At 29.4% G+C, this 18,142-nt stretch carries 14 protein-coding genes; 10 read left to right on the forward strand and 4 right to left on the reverse strand.

From position 1 onward, the window contains the following. Positions 1-5: 5 nt before the first annotated feature. From LXD69_RS16560 to LXD69_RS16570, 3 genes are all read right to left on the reverse strand, one after another. Positions 6-6,284, reverse strand: coding sequence for a choice-of-anchor J domain-containing protein (locus LXD69_RS16560; RefSeq protein ID WP_246916186.1), 6,279 nt, complete (start codon positions 6,282-6,284; stop codon positions 6-8). 170 nt (positions 6,285-6,454) lie between these two features. Further along, entirely contained in the window at positions 6,455-7,585 is a 1,131-nt protein-coding gene (locus tag LXD69_RS16565; protein ID WP_045966537.1) for a tetratricopeptide repeat protein, read from the reverse strand. A 2-nt stretch (positions 7,586-7,587) separates the two neighbouring features. Further along, on the reverse strand, positions 7,588-9,141 hold the full coding sequence (locus tag LXD69_RS16570) for a helix-turn-helix domain-containing protein (RefSeq protein ID WP_045966535.1): 1,554 nt from the start codon (positions 9,139-9,141) through the stop codon (positions 7,588-7,590). Positions 9,142-9,356: 215 nt separating this feature from the next. On the opposite strand from LXD69_RS16570, the gene LXD69_RS16575 reads away from it, so the two are divergent. From LXD69_RS16575 to LXD69_RS16620, 10 genes are all read left to right on the forward strand, one after another. After that, entirely contained in the window at positions 9,357-10,385 is a 1,029-nt protein-coding gene (locus LXD69_RS16575) for a M28 family metallopeptidase (protein WP_246916187.1), read from the forward strand. Positions 10,386-10,622: 237 nt separating this feature from the next. Next, entirely contained in the window at positions 10,623-11,174 is a 552-nt protein-coding gene (locus LXD69_RS16580; protein WP_246916188.1) for an HD domain-containing protein, read from the forward strand. An 87-nt stretch (positions 11,175-11,261) separates the two neighbouring features. After that, positions 11,262-11,891, forward strand: a complete 630-nt coding sequence (locus LXD69_RS16585) for a hypothetical protein (RefSeq protein WP_246916189.1) — start codon at positions 11,262-11,264, stop codon at positions 11,889-11,891. 116 nt (positions 11,892-12,007) lie between these two features. Next, positions 12,008-12,736, forward strand: coding sequence for a helix-turn-helix transcriptional regulator (locus LXD69_RS16590; protein WP_045966525.1), 729 nt, complete (start codon positions 12,008-12,010; stop codon positions 12,734-12,736). A gap of 37 nt (positions 12,737-12,773) precedes the next feature. Continuing rightward, positions 12,774-13,232, forward strand: a complete 459-nt coding sequence (locus LXD69_RS16595; protein ID WP_045966523.1) for a GyrI-like domain-containing protein — start codon at positions 12,774-12,776, stop codon at positions 13,230-13,232. Further along, positions 13,232-13,576 (forward strand): DUF1801 domain-containing protein, encoded by a 345-nt coding sequence (locus tag LXD69_RS16600; RefSeq protein WP_045966521.1) that lies wholly within the window; start codon positions 13,232-13,234, stop codon positions 13,574-13,576. Before LXD69_RS16595 ends, LXD69_RS16600 begins: the two co-directional genes overlap by 1 nt. 89 nt (positions 13,577-13,665) lie before the next feature. Next, complete coding sequence (locus LXD69_RS16605) at positions 13,666-14,100, forward strand: RrF2 family transcriptional regulator (RefSeq protein ID WP_045966520.1); 435 nt, start codon at positions 13,666-13,668, stop codon at positions 14,098-14,100. 47 nt (positions 14,101-14,147) lie between these two features. After that, positions 14,148-14,588 carry a hypothetical protein gene (locus LXD69_RS16610; protein WP_246916190.1) on the forward strand — a complete coding sequence of 147 codons (441 nt, stop codon included), beginning with the start codon at positions 14,148-14,150 and terminating at the stop codon, positions 14,586-14,588. Then, complete coding sequence (locus LXD69_RS16615; protein WP_045967424.1) at positions 14,588-14,923, forward strand: cupin domain-containing protein; 336 nt, start codon at positions 14,588-14,590, stop codon at positions 14,921-14,923. Before LXD69_RS16610 ends, LXD69_RS16615 begins: the two co-directional genes overlap by 1 nt. A gap of 18 nt (positions 14,924-14,941) precedes the next feature. Further along, positions 14,942-17,164: a nitric-oxide reductase large subunit gene (locus tag LXD69_RS16620; protein WP_045966516.1), complete on the forward strand. Its 2,223-nt coding sequence runs from the start codon at positions 14,942-14,944 to the stop codon at positions 17,162-17,164. A 93-nt stretch (positions 17,165-17,257) separates the two neighbouring features. Here LXD69_RS16620 and mazG read toward each other — a convergent pair whose 3' ends face one another. Further along, a complete protein-coding gene (gene mazG, locus LXD69_RS16625) occupies positions 17,258-18,031 on the reverse strand; it encodes a nucleoside triphosphate pyrophosphohydrolase (RefSeq protein ID WP_246916191.1) in 774 nt (257 codons plus the stop codon). Positions 18,032-18,142: the final 111 nt, after the last annotated feature.

Consider the following 18,142-nt stretch of genomic DNA (forward strand, 5'->3'; position numbering starts at 1 on the left):
TTTAATTATCTTATAATGTAAACCCAACCTGTTGTTGATTTTCCATCGTTTGTAACAACATTATAGAAATAAGTTCCATCAGGTAGCTCTTCACCTTCATTAGTATTTCCATCCCATTGATTGGTATAGTTCCCTGAAAAAGAATATACTTCTCTTCCGTATCTATTAAATATTGTTACATTCGAAACTCCTAATCCTGTTAAATCAAATACATCATTTGAACCATCCCCATTTGGTGAAATTCCTTTTGGGATTTGATTACAGAATACATATTCAATATTAACTTCAATTAAAACTCTAGAACTTTCACATCCATTAGGATCTACAGAACTTACATAGTAAGATGATGTTCCTGTAACAGTAGGATCTGGTGTTGGAGCTATTGCATTACCTACTCCTCCTGTTGCACTAGTATACCAAAGTAAAGTATATCCAGAAGGAACTGTAGCCGTTAATTGTATTGGTGCTTCAGAAGTGCAGTAATTAATAGGGCTCATCACTGTTGGAACTTCTTCATTTGCTTGATATGTAAATGTTATAGCGTACTGACAATAACGAGTATTCCAGTAAAAGATATAATCACCAGAAGCCGTGAAGTTATTAATTTCAGTACTATTAGCTGTTGGATCTACTATGTTAGCAACAGCTGGATTATTAGCATCTGCTGTCCATTCTCCATACCCTACAGCTTCAACTTGGACATTATTCTGTGTACAATTCAAAGCTTGATTTTGAGTTATAATCTTATTATTAGAAGTAATACTTACCCCATCTAATAAATTTCCAATTCCATTATTTTTTGATCTAAAAATAAATCGTGTAACATTTTGACCTGTTGGAACCGCATAAGTACCTGAAATCAATTGCCAATTTGCTAAACTTAAATTATCTTCAATTAATACAAATGGTCCTGATGGAGGTCCTGCAAATAATTCTACAGCCAAACCAGGAAAACGTGTTGCTTGAGCATAACTATATTCATACTCAACAGTTTCAGAACTATCTAAATCTTGGTACAAACCATAAACATTTACAAAGTCTGTTGGATCGTAAGCGTCTTCAGGACTTAACACTTGAACACATTGATTTCCTTCATAAGGAACTATACTACCACTCAAAGCATCAATATAAAACACTCTATCATGTCCAGGATAATTATATCGCCATGTAGGAACTACATTTTCACGATAAAAATTCCCTAACAAACCAAACGTTGCAACTGGAGCTTCAAACCCAGAGTTTAAAGTACCTATTGAACATAAATTATTAGGCGTTTTAATACAAATATTAAATGTATAGCCATTATGAGCTGCACTATTTAAAGTTAATCTAACTTTATAAGTTGCCCCTATTTCTGTAGCCGATGAATAAGCTGCTAACATTGTATTTTTATCAGAACATGCTAATTGCTCTAAAGTTCCATTATTATCTTTGTATAAAGTTATTGTGATTAACGGATGCGCTGGCGCTCCAGAGTTTATATAATAACTTCCAGAAAAATTATTCAACTCAATAATGTGAGCTGTTTGCGTAGCTATAAATTCAAACCATACATCTCCATTATTACTTCCTGAACAAGTTGAAGCTTCTGAAGATACTGTTGCTCCATAGAAAGAAGCATTCATCCCTGTACTATCACAAATTTCTGTTTCATTAACCGCTAATATGATAGCATTAGCTGAACTATCATTTCGTACAAACTCTTGTGGACCAGACCAGAAACTTTCATCATTTGTACCACAAATAGCTCTTACAAAAAACTCATATGTTCCTGCTTGTAAATCATTAAAATCTGCATCAACTGGCACATAAGAATTTGTATTTACTACAATACCGCTTTGTGGAAGTGTTCCATTACCTAATGGTTGAATAAATACTTCCCATTGTGTTTCAGATCCACCAGCTGTCCATGTTAAAGACCCATCTTCGTTAACTGCTAAATCAGTTGGTTGAGGACAAGTTACTGTGCTACATGAAGTAACTCCTGTGAAAATTGTTGACTGAGTAGCTCCAATACCTAACGGACTTTGATAAACGATAACACTTGAAGAATTAGTCATTGTTACTTGAGCATTCGGATATTGATTAGGAGCAAATCCTAATGAATTCCAGAATAATGAAAACTCTACTCCATCACATAAAAACACTGTGTATGTTGCTGGTGGAGGTGTAACTCCTGGAGATGTTACAGTTGGGAACACTAGCTGTTGAACAATTTCACCATTTTGAATTAAATCAATGGAAGTAGCAGGTCTATTAGGGGCACCATTATCTAAAGTAATGATATACTCACAAAGATTAGCAAAACTACATTTAGTCGTAAATTCAATTGGTCCAGACCACTCACTTGATTCTGAAGTACTACAAACTGAGCGAACATAAAATTCATATTTAATCGCAGGGTCTAATCCTGAAATAGTATATGGATTAGTAGAAACTGTTGTTAAGTATTGTGGGTCAACACTTACATTAGGGTCACTTACTCCTACTGGAACAACATAAACCTCCCATTGTGTTTCAGTTCCTGCCGTTTCCCAAAATAATTGTGCCTCTACATCAGTAATATTGTTTACTACTAAATTGTAAGGTTGTGGACAAGAAGGTATATCTTCAATAATAAAGTTATCAATAGCTAATAACTGTCCTCTATAATTCCATGAGTTTGGTGGATAACCTGGTACATGGAAAGCAATATTAATATTTCCAGTTACACCTGCTGGAAGATTGATTATCATTTCTTCGTATTCCGTATTTGTAATCACCCCTGAATCATCAGTTGAAAAAAGAACCGTTGTAAAATCAGCAGGAGCAATACCTGAAGTTGATAATAAAACTCTTAAATCTTCTTGAAAGAACGAATCGTTTACTCTATAGTAAAAACGTAAGCGTTGATTTGCTGTAACAGTAATTGTTGGCGAAATTAAATAATCGTCATTTGCTCCATTTGTTCCAGTAAACATGGCTGCCGCATGATCGCCTTCATAAACAAATGTTGCAGAGTTTAAGCTCCAAGAGTTTGCATCCGCATTAAAATCGTTAACAATCCAACATCCTTCTGTTGGTGATCCTGTATCAAATGATTCAAAGAAAGGAGACGCAAATTCATTACATAATGTTTTAAATGTAATTGGGCCAATCCAATCACTTTGATCTGTGCCGCTACAAATTGCTCTTACATAATACTCGTACTTTGTATCTGCGGTTAAATTAATTGCAGTATATGAAGGAGTTGTTAAAACTTGTGTGCCATTAGTAGGTACACCAGATCCTATTGGTTGAACGGCTACTTCCCATTCTGTTTCTAAAAACCCTGGAGTCCAACTTAGGTCTACTGTTGTTTGTGAAACGTTAGAAACTTCTAATAAACTAGGATTTGGACAAGATGGTGCATCATCAATACTAATATCGTCTATATTTAATATTGAAACAAATGGATTTGGATCAAAACTAGGTGGTACTCTAAATGCAATATAAACAGGTCCATTAGCATTTATGTAAATATTTTTTTCAACATAATCTGTATTGGTAAATTCGAATAAAGGTGCAATTACGCTAAAACTTGCAGGATCAGTATCTGTTGTAGACATTAAAACTTCAATACCGAATCTTGGATTTGAGAAAAAAGGATTCGTTATAGCTCTGTATTTGAATTTTAATTCTTTAGTTCCAATTACTTCTATAGCTGGTGAAATTAACCAATCATCAAAACCAGGAAACGTACCAAAAATGGGCTTTTGTAACCTTGCTTCTGTTCCTGACAATGTCCATGCTGTTCCATCATTCGCTACATTTAAAATAGAATAACAGAAACTATGTGAATCTGGATCAGTATCGTTTAAACTTTCATAATAAGGAACAGTAAAAGTACCACATTCTGTAATAAAATTAATTGGCCCTACCCAATCACTTTGCAGTGTTCCTGAACAATATGCCCTTACATATAATTCATATCGTGTTGCATGTGTTAATGGTTGTATTAATGTAGAAGAAATGGCATTTGAATTAACTAATGTTCCTGATCCTGTAGGGATTCCAGTTCCTTGTGTTTGAATTACTACTTCCCATTGTGTTTCAATATCTCCTGCTGTCCAATTAAAATCGGCTGATGTTGTTGTAATATTTGAAACTAAAACATCCAAAGGATCAGAACAAGCTGGTTTGTCTTCCACTATTACATCATCAATATATAATCTTGTTGATGCAGGACTATCTTGAATTGTATTATCAAATAACCAAGCAATATTAACTGGTCCTGTTATAGATGATGGAATATTAATTACTTTTTCTACATAAGCATTATTACTATATGTGGTATTTGGTAATAAAACCACAGTAAAATTATCATTTCCTAATCCTGTTGTAGAAAGTACAACCTGAAAATGTAAATTATTGGAATTAACATTTTTATGTTTAAAACGAAGACGTTTAGGTGTTGTACCCAAATCAATCATTGGAGAAACAAACATATCGACATTGTTATTTGTCGTATTACTTTGAAAAAAAGTTGCTGCACTTGAAATATAAGTCCACACAACTCCATCATTATTAATATCTAATGGTGTCCAACAAGGTGCTGGATTTGACGCAGTGTTTCCTGTAAAATCTTGAGAATATGGAGTTGAAAAAATGTCACATTGCGTTTTAAAATTATAAACAGAACTCCAAGCTCCAAAACCAGAACCACAGTTTGAACGAATGTAAACTTCATAATCTGTATTTGGTGTTAATGCTGTGCCTGACAAAGTTGTAGTAACATTAAAAGTCACATTTGATGATGCCGAAATACCTGAACCTGTAGGAACTCCGGTTCCTATTGGTTGAACAGCTACTTCCCATGATGAAGCTAAATTACCCAAATTATTCCATGATAAATTTGCGCTAGTTTGTAAAATACTAGATGCTATAATTCCAGATGGAGCAGGACAAGCAGGTGACTCAACAGTAAGTGTATATGGTATATTTGTTGTTGCACTATAATTTGAAGAAACAAGAATTATATAATTTGTTCCTGCATTCACCGTTAAGTCAATAACTCTAGGTGCATTTGTAGTATTTGCTACACCTCCTACACACGTTACACCTACATTTGAACATTCTTCATAAACAAATAATCCTGTTCTTGTATTAGTAGATGTTAATGTAATTTTTATAACTCCAGAAACAGTTGGTGAATACACATAAAATGCTTTTCCACCAATTGCATAATTATTTGTATAAGATGTACAGCCAGAACCTGGTGTAGACAATACTATACCATTATTATAATTATTAAGATTATCAGTAGTTGTATAAGGTGTGGTAAGATCCCCAACATTAATAGCACTTTCACATGCTCCTCCAAGAGCTAGTGTTGTAAAATTGAAAGGTCCTGCCCAATTACTTACTTCTGTATTAGGACAAAATGTTTTAATATATACATCATAACTTGTATCTGCATTTAGCATAGAAAATGATGTTGTATTACCCGATATAGGCGTTCCTGTCATAGCAGGTGCTGCTCCTTGTAATACATATTGAACTTCAAAATTTGTCGCTGTTGGATGTCCCCAAGTTATGTCTGCACTATCTAAATCTATATTAGTAAAACTCACTTGATTCGCAGCTACATCAATACATGACTCTACTACTTGAATATTATCTACAAACCAACTATCGCCTTCTGGTGTTGATCCAGATTGATTATTAACTGCAACAAATGCAATATAAATATCTAATCCTGCTGCAATACTTGTTGGAATTGCTACAATTTTCTCTTCATAAGTAGTTGCTGAAGTATTCAATGTTGTTTCTGTCCATGAATCTAATACAACTGTAAAACCGCTAATATCTGGTTGACTAGCTGTTGAAACTCTAATTTCATAAGTAGTCCCATTATCTATAGCACTACCTTGTTTTGTAAAAAAACGTATTTGACCATTTTCAGGTACTGTAATTTGAGGTGTTACTAAATAATATTCTGCTGTATTTCCAGTTCCAATATTATCTGATGCTGGATTAACGGTAACAGCGTTTGTTCCTAGATATCCATCTGTTGTTGTTTCCCATGATATGGTCCCAAAATTATTTTGAAATAAATTCCAAGATCCAGGTATACCGCTTTCGAAAGACTCTGTTGGTAATTGACTGTAACTATTAATCGAAAATAGCATCAACATAAAAACAAAGCATACTTTGTTTAATTTCTTTGGAAGTAATAAATCTATTTTTTTCCAAAGAAAATGTTGACAGCTAATTTGTAATAAATGAGAATTTACTACATTAATTAGTTGTAATTTTTTTAGCATTATCATCACATTTTTAGTTAATTGTTAGTTTTGTAAAAATATGTTATAATTTTTCATACTATTACAATATGTCTTTTCAATTTACTGAATTTCAAAAGACAAAAGCAATACACAAAACACTGTATTACAACTGATTAAATAAAAATATAATGCTTTTTAATTCTCCTTAATTATTTCTCATTTTGGAGTGATTGAATACGTTTTTTAAGGTTTTTAGCTTCTTTTTTCTGTTTTTTTCTAATTATAATGAATACTATAAAGCTTAAAAACAAAAATATTAAAGCAATAAAAATGAAGAAATAATATTTAGAAACTTGAGTATTTAATTGCGAATTTGTTTCTACCTTTTTTTCAATTAACGAATCACTTATAGACTTTCTTTCACTTAACTTAATTAAGTTTTGAGTGTTTAAATACTTTGTATGAAACTTATTGAATTCTTCTTTATTATTTATAGCTAAATAATTATTTGATAATCCTTTATATATTTCTTGATTTAGGATTAGGTCATTAACTTCTGATGAGATTAATAAGGCTCTTTCTAATGTTGTAATAGCTTCATTATATTTTGCTTCTAAAGTGTAAGCCTGAGCTAGTCCTTTTAGTGCAAAAGCTTCTAAACTATTTGCTTTAATAGAGCTTGCTTCTTTAATTGCTTTATTAAAATTTTGTTTCGCTGATTCTAAATCAAATGATAATAAGTAGCAATTTCCCTTATTATATTGTACAATGCTAATGTTAGCAATAACCGTTTTGGTTTTTATCTTATTAAAAGATTCTAAACTTTTATTGAAATAATCAATTGCAATATCACAATTAAACTTTTCTTTATAAATAAAACCTCTTACTGCATAATTAATTCCTAGACTAGAATATATGGAGTCTTTTATAGGATATTGTAAAGATAATTGTTCTCCTTCATCTAAATATTGCAATGCTTTATCATATATTTTTAATTGATGATACTGGATTCCTGTTTTAACAATTACTTTTATTTTTAGTAATTTATTTTTTGATTTAGATAAAAGGTGAGTTGCTTTAATTACATACTCTAATGACTTTTCATAATCTCTTTTTGAAGAATATGCATCTGAGATTAGCTTTAGCCCTTGTATTTGAATATCTATATTTTTTGATTCTTTAACGATTTTTTGTCCTTTAATAATAGCTGAATCAGGATTGTCATAAATTAACAATGTACCAGAACGCAGCATTTTATCATAATCTACAGACTCTTGAGCAAATATCAAAGCTGAATTTGGCAGTAATAATAGTACTATAAAATAATATAATTTACTCATAATTAAGCTACTGATTTTTCTTTTTCCTCTTTTAACAATTCGATAAATTTTACTGGTGATATTCCTGTTATAGACTTAAAAACAGTAGCAAAGCTACTATGTGATGAAAATCCTGAACTTTCTGCTAAATAACTAATCTTATAATTTAAATAATTAGAATCTGTTTTTAGTTTATCTACGATATAGCTTATTCTTAACTTGTTGATATATGTATTATAGTTTACATTATAATTTGAATTGATTATTTCTGATAGGTATTTTGTGTTTGTTTCAAATTGGCCTGCAAGCACTGCTAAAGAAAGATCTTTATTTAAAAATCTCGATGACTTTTCAAACTTCTGTAGTTTACTGAGTAATATTTCTTCTGTTTTTTGAGGTATTGTAATTTTTTTAGAATATTCTTTCTTCTCTTTATAATTTGAAATTAAATTTTTTCTGGTTACTTTCAAATAGCTTATAATTTCAAGTAAGCTCTTATTTCTTTGATAATTTTTATACCAAAATAAAAAAAGAATAAATAGAATAACTATTGTACAAATTCCTATGATTCTAAATAGTCTTACATAATAAGCTTCTTTTAAATTCTTCTTATAATTATTTTCTTCCAAAATTAAATTATAAGCAATATTAGTGGTTTCCTGATCTAAACTTTCAACTTCAGAATGAATCCTTTCAAAATCTACATTAGCATTTTTAAAACTAAATGTATCATTTAAAGCTAAATAATTTACAATTTCTTGATCATAAATTTCATCCTGAATATATTTATTTTTTAGTGCATCATTAAAACTTAAAGCTTTCTCTAATTGTTTTAAAGCTTCTAAATAATTATTCTCATAAAAATCAATCTTCGATAATAACAACAAAGCTTCAATATTATAATACCCTATTGTGTTTTTATTTTTTTCATTAAAAATTAAAATTGTATCTACTTTTTTTCTTGCTAAATCGAATTGTTTGTTCTCTAAATCTAGTTTCACAAATTCAATTAAATAATCTAAAATTAATGTAGGAAATTTAACTTTTTCACCTTGATTTATTTGATCTGCAAAATGAATATTTTTATTATAATTATCTCTTGATTCATTATATAATTCTTCAAGTCTAAGAACTTCTTCAATATAACTTTTCACAAAAACATCTGTTATATTTTTCTTTGCTATTGTTAATTGATTAAGATAATCTGTGGCTTGTCTTTCAAGTAATAATTTTCTAAGAATTTGAGCACGCAAATAAATATTTTTTACATTTGAAATAGAAATAATCTGATTTTCATTCAAATTATACTTATATAAATACTCTAATGATTTACCATATTCTCCTTTAACTTTATAAGCTATGGCAACTAATAAGTTTAAATCATCTATTTCTTCTTCAGATGTGTTTTCTTTTTCAAGCAAATGCATTGCTATTTTTAATGACTCATCAGGATTTATAAAAATTAAACTCTCAATACCATTCAATAAAGATTCTTGCTTAGGTGCTATTTGAGCATAAATAACATTTGCTTGAATTATAAAAAAAAATAATGAAGAGAATATAAATTGTTTAATCATTAAAAATAGTTGTGTTTATAAATTATAATAGATTCTACTAGTATTTATATTAATCAAAGTCAAATTTAATTAATTAAAAAGTATTAAACTATACAGAATAAAGATTCTTTCAAAATCATGAAATTTCAAAAATGTTAAATTTATCTAATTATTGTAACAATATATACTAAATAAACAACTAATAGATATATTTGCTTTAACCAAACTTTTTTAAAATGAATCACAAATTAATTTCTGGAACTCTATTATCCTTATTCCTTTTAGGATGTAGTTCTACTTCTAAAGTTACAAATACAAAGCCTGCAGATGTGTCAAAATATATGAATACTATTACTGCGGATGAATTAAAAACTCATTTATATATTGTTGCTTCTGATGAAATGGGCGGAAGAGATACAGGAACAGAAGAACAAAAGAAAGCAGGTAAATATTTAATTGATCAATACAAAAAAGAAGGCATTAGTTTTCCTAAAGAAGCTACAGATTGGTATCAAAAAGTACCTTCTGAATTTATGGCAAGAGGTTTTGCTCCAAAATTAAATGATTCAGAAAATATATGGGCTTTTATCAAAGGAAGTGAAAAACCAGATGAAATTCTTGTAATATCTGCTCACTACGATCATGTAGGAACAAAAAATGGAGAAGTATATAATGGTGCTGATGATGATGGTTCTGGAACTGTTGCATTATTAGAAATTGCACAAGCATTTAAAAAAGCTCAAAAAGATGGTTTTGGACCAAAACGTTCAATTCTTTTCTTACACGTAACTGGTGAAGAGCATGGGTTACATGGATCTCGTTACTATTCTGAAAATCCATTATTTCCTTTAGCTAATACAGTTGCCGACATTAATATTGATATGATTGGTCGTAGAGACAAATTACATCCTGATACAAATAATTATATTTATGTAATTGGTTCTGATAGATTAAGCACTGAATTACACACTATTAATGAAGAAGCAAATAGTAAATATACAAACCTAGAGTTAGATTATAAATACAATGATAGAAATGACCCAGAAAGAATTTACTATCGTTCTGACCATTACAACTTTGCAAAACATGGTATTCCTTCTATCTTTTTCTTTAATGGTGTTCATGATGATTATCATATGCCAACAGACACTCCAGATAAAATTGAATATGATGCTTTAACTAAAAGAACTCAACTTGCTTTTACACTTGCTTGGGAATTAGCGAATAGACCAGAAAGAATTAAAGTAGACAGAGACGGGAAATAATTTTTATATTACTCAAAAACATACAAGTAGTCATTTTATACAAAAAAGAAGTTTTTTAAAACCTACCTTTGTATAGAATGACTTTTTTTATACATTTCTCTTCTACTTTTTATATATTTGAATGAAGTATTTCATTATGCAAAAAGAAAACCATACTAACTTCTGCTAAGAATAATACTATTACGGTACTTTTTAAAAAAGCCATAGTGATTGCTTTTAAAAAACATAAACAAACAAATGAATACACAAACACTATATCAAAAAACCTTATTATTTGCAGCAAAAAAGCACACATCAGTGAGTCAAGTATTATCAGGTAGTGAATTACCCTATATTGTCCATTTAAGTAATGTTGCAATGGAAATATTAATTGCCTCACAACATTCAAAAGAATTTGATGTGAATTTTGCTATTCAAGTTGCACTACTTCATGATACCATTGAAGATACTGAAACTACATTTGAAGAAATTGAAGCTAATTTTAACACCGAAATTGCAGAAGCTGTTTTAGCACTTACAAAAAATGAAACAATTGAAAAATCAAAAAAAATGATTGATAGTTTAACCCGAATTAAAAAGTTAAGGAAAGAAGTTTGGGCCATAAAATTAGCCGATAGAATAACCAATTTACAATCACCTCCAAATCATTGGGACACTGAAAAAATACAAAATTATTATAAAGAAGCTATACTCATAAGCGAAACATTATCAGGTTCTAATGAATATTTAGAAAACCGACTAAAATATAAAATTGAAGAATATATAAAATATCTTGTTATTTCCCATTAATGTATACAATTCTTTTTTACCCATGACATAAGGCTGTCGTAAGTCTAAAATACATTTGCAAAAGATATTAATTTAAAACTCAAAAAAATGATTCGAGTAAACAATAATTTTGCAAAAGCAATGGAATTTACTAGCTTTAAGAAAAAAGATACCATAACTGATGATGAACTAATTAATGCTATTTTACAATTTGAAATACAATTAGCTAAACAAAATGGTTTTATTTTTCATTGCTTAGTTAGAAATTTTAAAAATGAATATGCTAATGTACTATTTGTAGAAAATTTTGAAAACCTAAACGATATAGAAACCCATTTAATGCAAATCCCAGAAGCTCAAAACTTTTTTAAATTAATTGAAAAACAAAGTATTAAAATAGAATTTCATCACATTCAGAAAAATAATTTTCAAATCCCACTTCATTTTTCATGTATAGAATGTGGTACATTTTCACTCAAAAACGAAAGCGAAACAAATCAATTACTTTCGATTTCAAATACAATAGAAACCAATTATTTAAATACTTTTGAAAACACTTCCGAGCATTTCATAGGAAAGATTAAGAGTAACAAATTTTCAGAAATTACCTTCGGAAAAACACTTGGACAAACAAAAAAAATCTGTTTCGGCTATTTTCAAAATCCATTTTGCACACCTTTATTAGAGCTAGCAGATGAAAATTCTATGGAACTAGATTTTTGGTATTTAATAGCATAAAACTAAATAAGCTCAATATAATTCTAGTTTAAACATTACGTTGTATTGAGCTAATCAAAATAGTCTTAAAAAGTTTAAGTACATTTGTATAAGTTACAATTCAAATCAAGAATAAAATGAATGAAAACGAAAAACCAAGACTTTCAAGATTAACATCAATTGTAACCCAACTACAATCAAAAAAAATACTTACTGCCAAAACATTAGCCGAAAAATACAACGTTAGTATTAGAACTATTTACAGAGACATTCGTACTCTTGAGCAATCAGGAATTCCTATTGTTACAGAAGAAGGCAAAGGATATTCTTTACTTGAAGGATATCAGCTTCCTCCTATAATGTTTACCGAAAATGAAGCTAATGCTTTAATTACTGCGGAAAAATTAATTAGTAAAAATAAAGATCAGTCTCTTGTTGAAAACTACACAAATGCCATTATTAAAATAAAAGCCGTTTTACGATATTCACAAAAAGAAACTACTAATCTATTAACTGAAAGAATTGTTTTTAGAACCAATATTGAAAATAAAACAACAAGTAATTATTTAATGACAATTCAATCTGCTATAAGTAAATTTCAACTTATGACTATTGATTATACTTCTCTTCAAGAAGAGTTTACTACACGAACCATTGAATCTTTTGCTTTATATAGTACTCAAGAAAATTGGATTTTAATTGCTTTTTGTAGATTACGAAACGAATTTCGTGCTTTTCGTATAGATCAAATTCAAAAATTAAAGTTACATACTGAAACCTTTGAACCTCATAAAATGTCACTTCAAGAATATTTTGAAATTTGTAGAAAAAAATATTCTTCTAGCCCTGACATACCTTTGTCATAACTCAATATTATTTTTGAACAATTAAAAATTCAAAAAAATGGAAAACACAAAATTAGAAGCCTTTCACATCATTGGAATTAATGTGAGAACTACAAACGAAAATCAGCAAGCAGCAAAAGACATTCCTACACTTTGGAATACATTTATGACAGAAGATATTATAAACAAAATACCCAATAAAGTAGACAATACTATCTATGCTATTTATTCAGACTATGAAAGTGATCATACAAAACCTTACACAACTTACATTGGATGCCAAGTTCTTTCTTTAGAAAACATTCCTGAAAATATGATTGCGAAAACAATTATGAAAGGAAATTACACAAAATTTACTACAACAGGAGATTTATCAAAAGGACTTGTTTATGACGAATGGATGAAAATTTGGAACACACCATTGAACAGAAAATACACTACCGATTTTGAAGTTTATGGTGAAAAAGCTCAAAATCCAACTAATGCAGAAGTAGCTATTTATATTGCAACTGAATAATGAAAGATATAGATCAATATTATTTACAACTAGAAGAACCTACAAAAGGAATATTTTTAGCATTGAGAGAATTTATACTTTCTCTCGATGCTAATATTACAAATGATTTTAAATATAAAATGCCGTTTTTTTGCTATAATGGGAAAATGTTTTGTTATCTATGGAAAGATAAAACTACACAACAACCATATATAGGCATAGTTGAAGGAAATGCTATTAATCATCCTCTCTTAGAACAAGGAAATAGAGCCAGAATGAAAATTTTAAGAATCAACCCTAAAGAAGATTTACCTATTGAAAATATTACCGAGATTTTTAATCAATTATTAATACTCTATAAATAAACATTTTTTACCATTTAAAAAAAGTATAAAAGATATTTTTGTCCTTTATAAAAAATCAATATCTTTGTATCATTAAATCTAACAAAATTATGTTTTCAAAATCATGCGAATATGGATTAAGAGCTATTATTTATATTGCTCAACAAACCAAACAAGATGTAAAAGTTAGTTTAACAACAATATCAGAAGCTATTGATTCTCCCCAAGCTTTTACAGCTAAAATACTTCAACAACTTACTCGAAATAACATAGTAACTTCTATTAAAGGCCCTTATGGTGGTTTTGTAATTGAAATAGATAAAATGAAAACAATTACTTTAAGTCATGTTGTGAAAATTTTAGATGGAGATAACATATATACAGGCTGCGGATTAGGCTTGGCTCAATGCAATGAAAACTCTCCTTGTCCACTCCATTTCAAATTTATTACCATAAGAGAACAGTTAAGAAACATGCTTGAAAATACTTCACTAGAAATGCTAGTAAATGATATGGATACACAACATTTTTGTTTAAAACGTTAATACTAATTTTTAATACAATAAAAGATAAAAAGGTCTTTTACTATTTTATGATAAAATCAACACTAAAATTTACAATTGCAATCACTTTTATTTGGATAGGTTTTATCTGTTCCATTAGTTTTATGGAAGCTTGGTTAAAGTTTCAAGCTCCAAATATTACAACTTCACTAGGATTAGGTATTGGCAAACTTGTTTTTGGAGCATTAAATAAAGTTGAATTATTCTCAAGTTTCTCCATTATAGCATTGTTTATTTATTCTAATGAAAAACCTAAAATAAAATATACACTCTTTTTTACTATTGCTTTTTTAATTCTAATTATACAAACTATTTGGTTACTCCCAAATTTGAACGAAAGAGCTTCAAAAATTATACAAGGAATTTCAGTGCCTAAAAGTCAACTCCATTTTGTATTCATAGCGCTAGAATGCATTAAGGTGATTTGTTTAACTCTTTTTGGCAAAAATCAATTAAATCAATTAAACTAATGAAAAAAACGTCGCTTATAGAAAACATAGTCTATAATGAAGCTAAACCTGTAGTATCAGTTCTTTTAGAAACACAAACTACAAAAGAGATAAGAATTTTAATTCAAAAAAATCAAGTTATGAAAGCACATAAGGCTCCTTTCCCTATTGTGATTGAATTATTTGAAGGTAGTATCCAATTTGGTGTTGATAATACAAAATATCAATTAAAAAAAGGAGACATTATTTCTCTTGAAGCTAATATCATTCATGATTTAACAGGTCTTGAAGATTCAATTATCCGATTATCATTACACAAAAAAGACACTATAGAACGTGTTAATAAAATACTTTAAAAACTTAAAAAGAAAAAAATGAAAAAAATATGGCTTATATTTATTAGTGTTATAATTCTATCCTTTATTGCACTTATTTGGGTGGGAACAGAAATCTATCAAACCCAACCTCCTATTCCTGAAAAAGTAATACTAAAAAACACAGCAGAAATAATCTTTACCAAAGCCGATATACAAACAGGTCAAAACGTTTGGGAATCTATTGGAGGCATGGAAGTAGGTTCTATTTGGGGACACGGAAGTTATGTAGCACCAGATTGGACAGCCGACTGGATACACAAAGAAGCCATTTATATGCTAAACGCTTGGGCAAAGATAGATTTCAATCAACCTTATGACGAACTAAATGCTGAAAAAAAAGCAACTTTAAAAGCGCGATTAATTCAAGATATTAAAACAAATACTTTTAATATTTCTTCCAATACCATTACTATATCAGAAGAACGATATAATGCCATTAAAAGCAATATGATTCATTATACAAAAATATTCTCTGAAGGAAAAGCCGAATATGCCATTCCAAAAGGGGCATTAGTAGACAAAGAAAAATTAGCGCAACTGAATGCTTTCTTGTTTTGGACTTCTTGGGCAGCAAGTACAAATAGACCAAATCATGAATATACTTATACTTCTAATTGGCCTCATGAACCATTAATTGATAATACTATTACTAGTGATTCAATCATTTGGTCTGGTTTATCTATTGTTTTATTGCTCCTCTTCATTGGTATACTCACCTACTATTATTTACTTAACCATGAAAAAGGAGATTTAATCAATAAACCTGAGACTGATCCGTTAACGAATCTAAAATTGTTCCCTTCTCAAAAAGCTATTTTGAAATACTTCATTGTAATTTCATTACTAATAGGTTTGCAAGTTATCTTAGGAATCATCACTGTGCATTATACTGTTGAAGGACAAGCCTTTTTTGGCTTTGATTTAGCAAACTTTCTCCCTTACTCTGTTTCTAGAACTTGGCACACACAATTAGCTGTATTTTGGATTGCAGCAACTTGGTTAGCAACAGGCTTATTCTTAGCACCTATGATTTCAGGTAAAGAAATGAAATATCAAATTTTTGGTATCAATTTCCTTTTTGTTGCTCTATTAGTTATTGTTCTAGGTTCTATGCTGGGAGAATGGCTTGGTGTACATCAGTTTTTAGATTTAACTACCAATTTTTTCTTTGGTCATCAAGGTTATGAATACATGGATTTAGGACGATTTTGGCAACTTTTATTAGCTGTTGGATTAGTACTTTGGGTAATAATGGTAAGTCGTCATATCCTTTATGCTATACGAAAAAATGATGAATCAAAAGATCTATTAATCATTCTATTACTATCAGTAATAGCAATTGGAATGTTCTTCTTTTCTGGATTAATGTATGGCGAAAACAGTAGCTTACCTGTTATTAATTATTGGAGATGGTGGTTAGTTCATTTATGGGTAGAAGGTTTTTTTGAAGTATTTGCAACTGTTGTTATTGCTTTTATATTTTCTAGAATGAAAATCATTGCCGCAAAGACCGCTGGAAGAGTTTCTATTGCTTCTGCATCTATTTTTTTAGCGGGTGGAATTATTGGAACATTACATCATCTATATTTTTCAGGAACACCTGTACAAGCTATTGCATTAGGAGCAACATTTAGTGCTTTAGAAGTTGTTCCACTTACATTAATGGGATTTGAAATCAGAGAAAACTGGAATTTATTAAAAAGTAAAACTTGGATGCAAAAATACAAATGGCCTATTTTTTTCTTTATTGCTGTTGCTTTCTGGAATTTTGTAGGAGCTGGTGTTTTTGGTTTTTTAATTAATCCGCCTATTGCTTTATATTATATTCAAGGATTAAATACAACTGCTGTTCATGCTCACACTGCTTTATTTGGAGTCTATGGAATGTTAGGCATGGGATTTATTCTTATTTGTTTACGTTTTTATTCTGATAGAAATTGGGAAAACACAAAACTAAAAAGAGCTTTTTGGTGTTTAAATATTGGACTTGTAGCTATGGTACTTTTTAGCCTTTTACCTATTGGAATTATACAAGCTTATACTTCAATTACAAAAGGATATTCTTTTGCAAGAGATGCTGAATTATTATATTCTCCAACTGTACAACTTTTAAAATGGCTACGCATGATAGGTGATATTATCTTCTCGGTAGGTATTTTTTACTTCTGCTGGTTTACAGTAAATGAAACAATTTATAACTTTAAGAAAAAAATAAAATAACTTATAAATTTTAACCATATAGAAATATACTAAATCGTCTATTTCTATATGGTTATTTTTTTATAATAAGTATAAAAGATAACTTACTTGATATTATAATCGTTTAGCTTCTTCCCAAAACACATCCATTTCCGCTAATGTCATGCCTGATAATGGTTTACCTAATTCTCCCGCTTTACTTTCTAAGTACATAAAGCGTTTCATAAACTTTTTATTAGTTCGTTCCAAAGCATCTTCTGGATTAACCTTTAAAAAACGAGCATAATTTATCATTGAAAACATTACATCGCCAAATTCAGCCTCAATTTTATCCTGATCTCCTATTTTTACTTCTTCTTGTAACTCTTGTAATTCTTCTTGAACTTTATCCCAAACTTGGTGTGATTCTTCCCAATCAAAACCTACTCCTTTTACCTTATCTTGAATTCGACTCGCTTTTACTAAAGCAGGCAAACTCTTTGGAACACCTTCTAAAACTGATTTTTTGCCTTCTTTTAGTTTTAATTTTTCCCAATTTTGCTTTACTTCCTCTTCATTTGCAACTACAACATCACCATAAATATGAGGATGACGATCTATAAGCTTATCACAAATACTATTAGCAACATCTGCAATATCAAAATCATTAGTTTCACTACCTATTTTAGCATAAAATACAATGTGTAATAATAAATCGCCTAACTCTTTTTTAATTTCCTGTAAATCATTATCTAAAATAGCATCACCTAATTCATACGTTTCTTCAATAGTTAAATGACGTAAACTTTCTAAAGTTTGCTTTTTATCCCATGGGCATTTCTCACGTAAATCATCCATAATATCTAATAATCTACCGAAAGCTTCAAGTTGGTTTTTGCGATTGCTCATTTGTGTTTTTAAAATTGTAATTGATTCTGTAAAATTATAAATTTATTTCTAGAAGACTAATCGTAACTTTTTATTATACATAATAGAAATAAAAACCTTAAATATTAATCA

This window comes from Flavobacterium sediminilitoris (genome assembly GCF_023008245.1).
Classification (GTDB): Bacteria; Bacteroidota; Bacteroidia; order Flavobacteriales; family Flavobacteriaceae; genus Flavobacterium; species Flavobacterium sediminilitoris.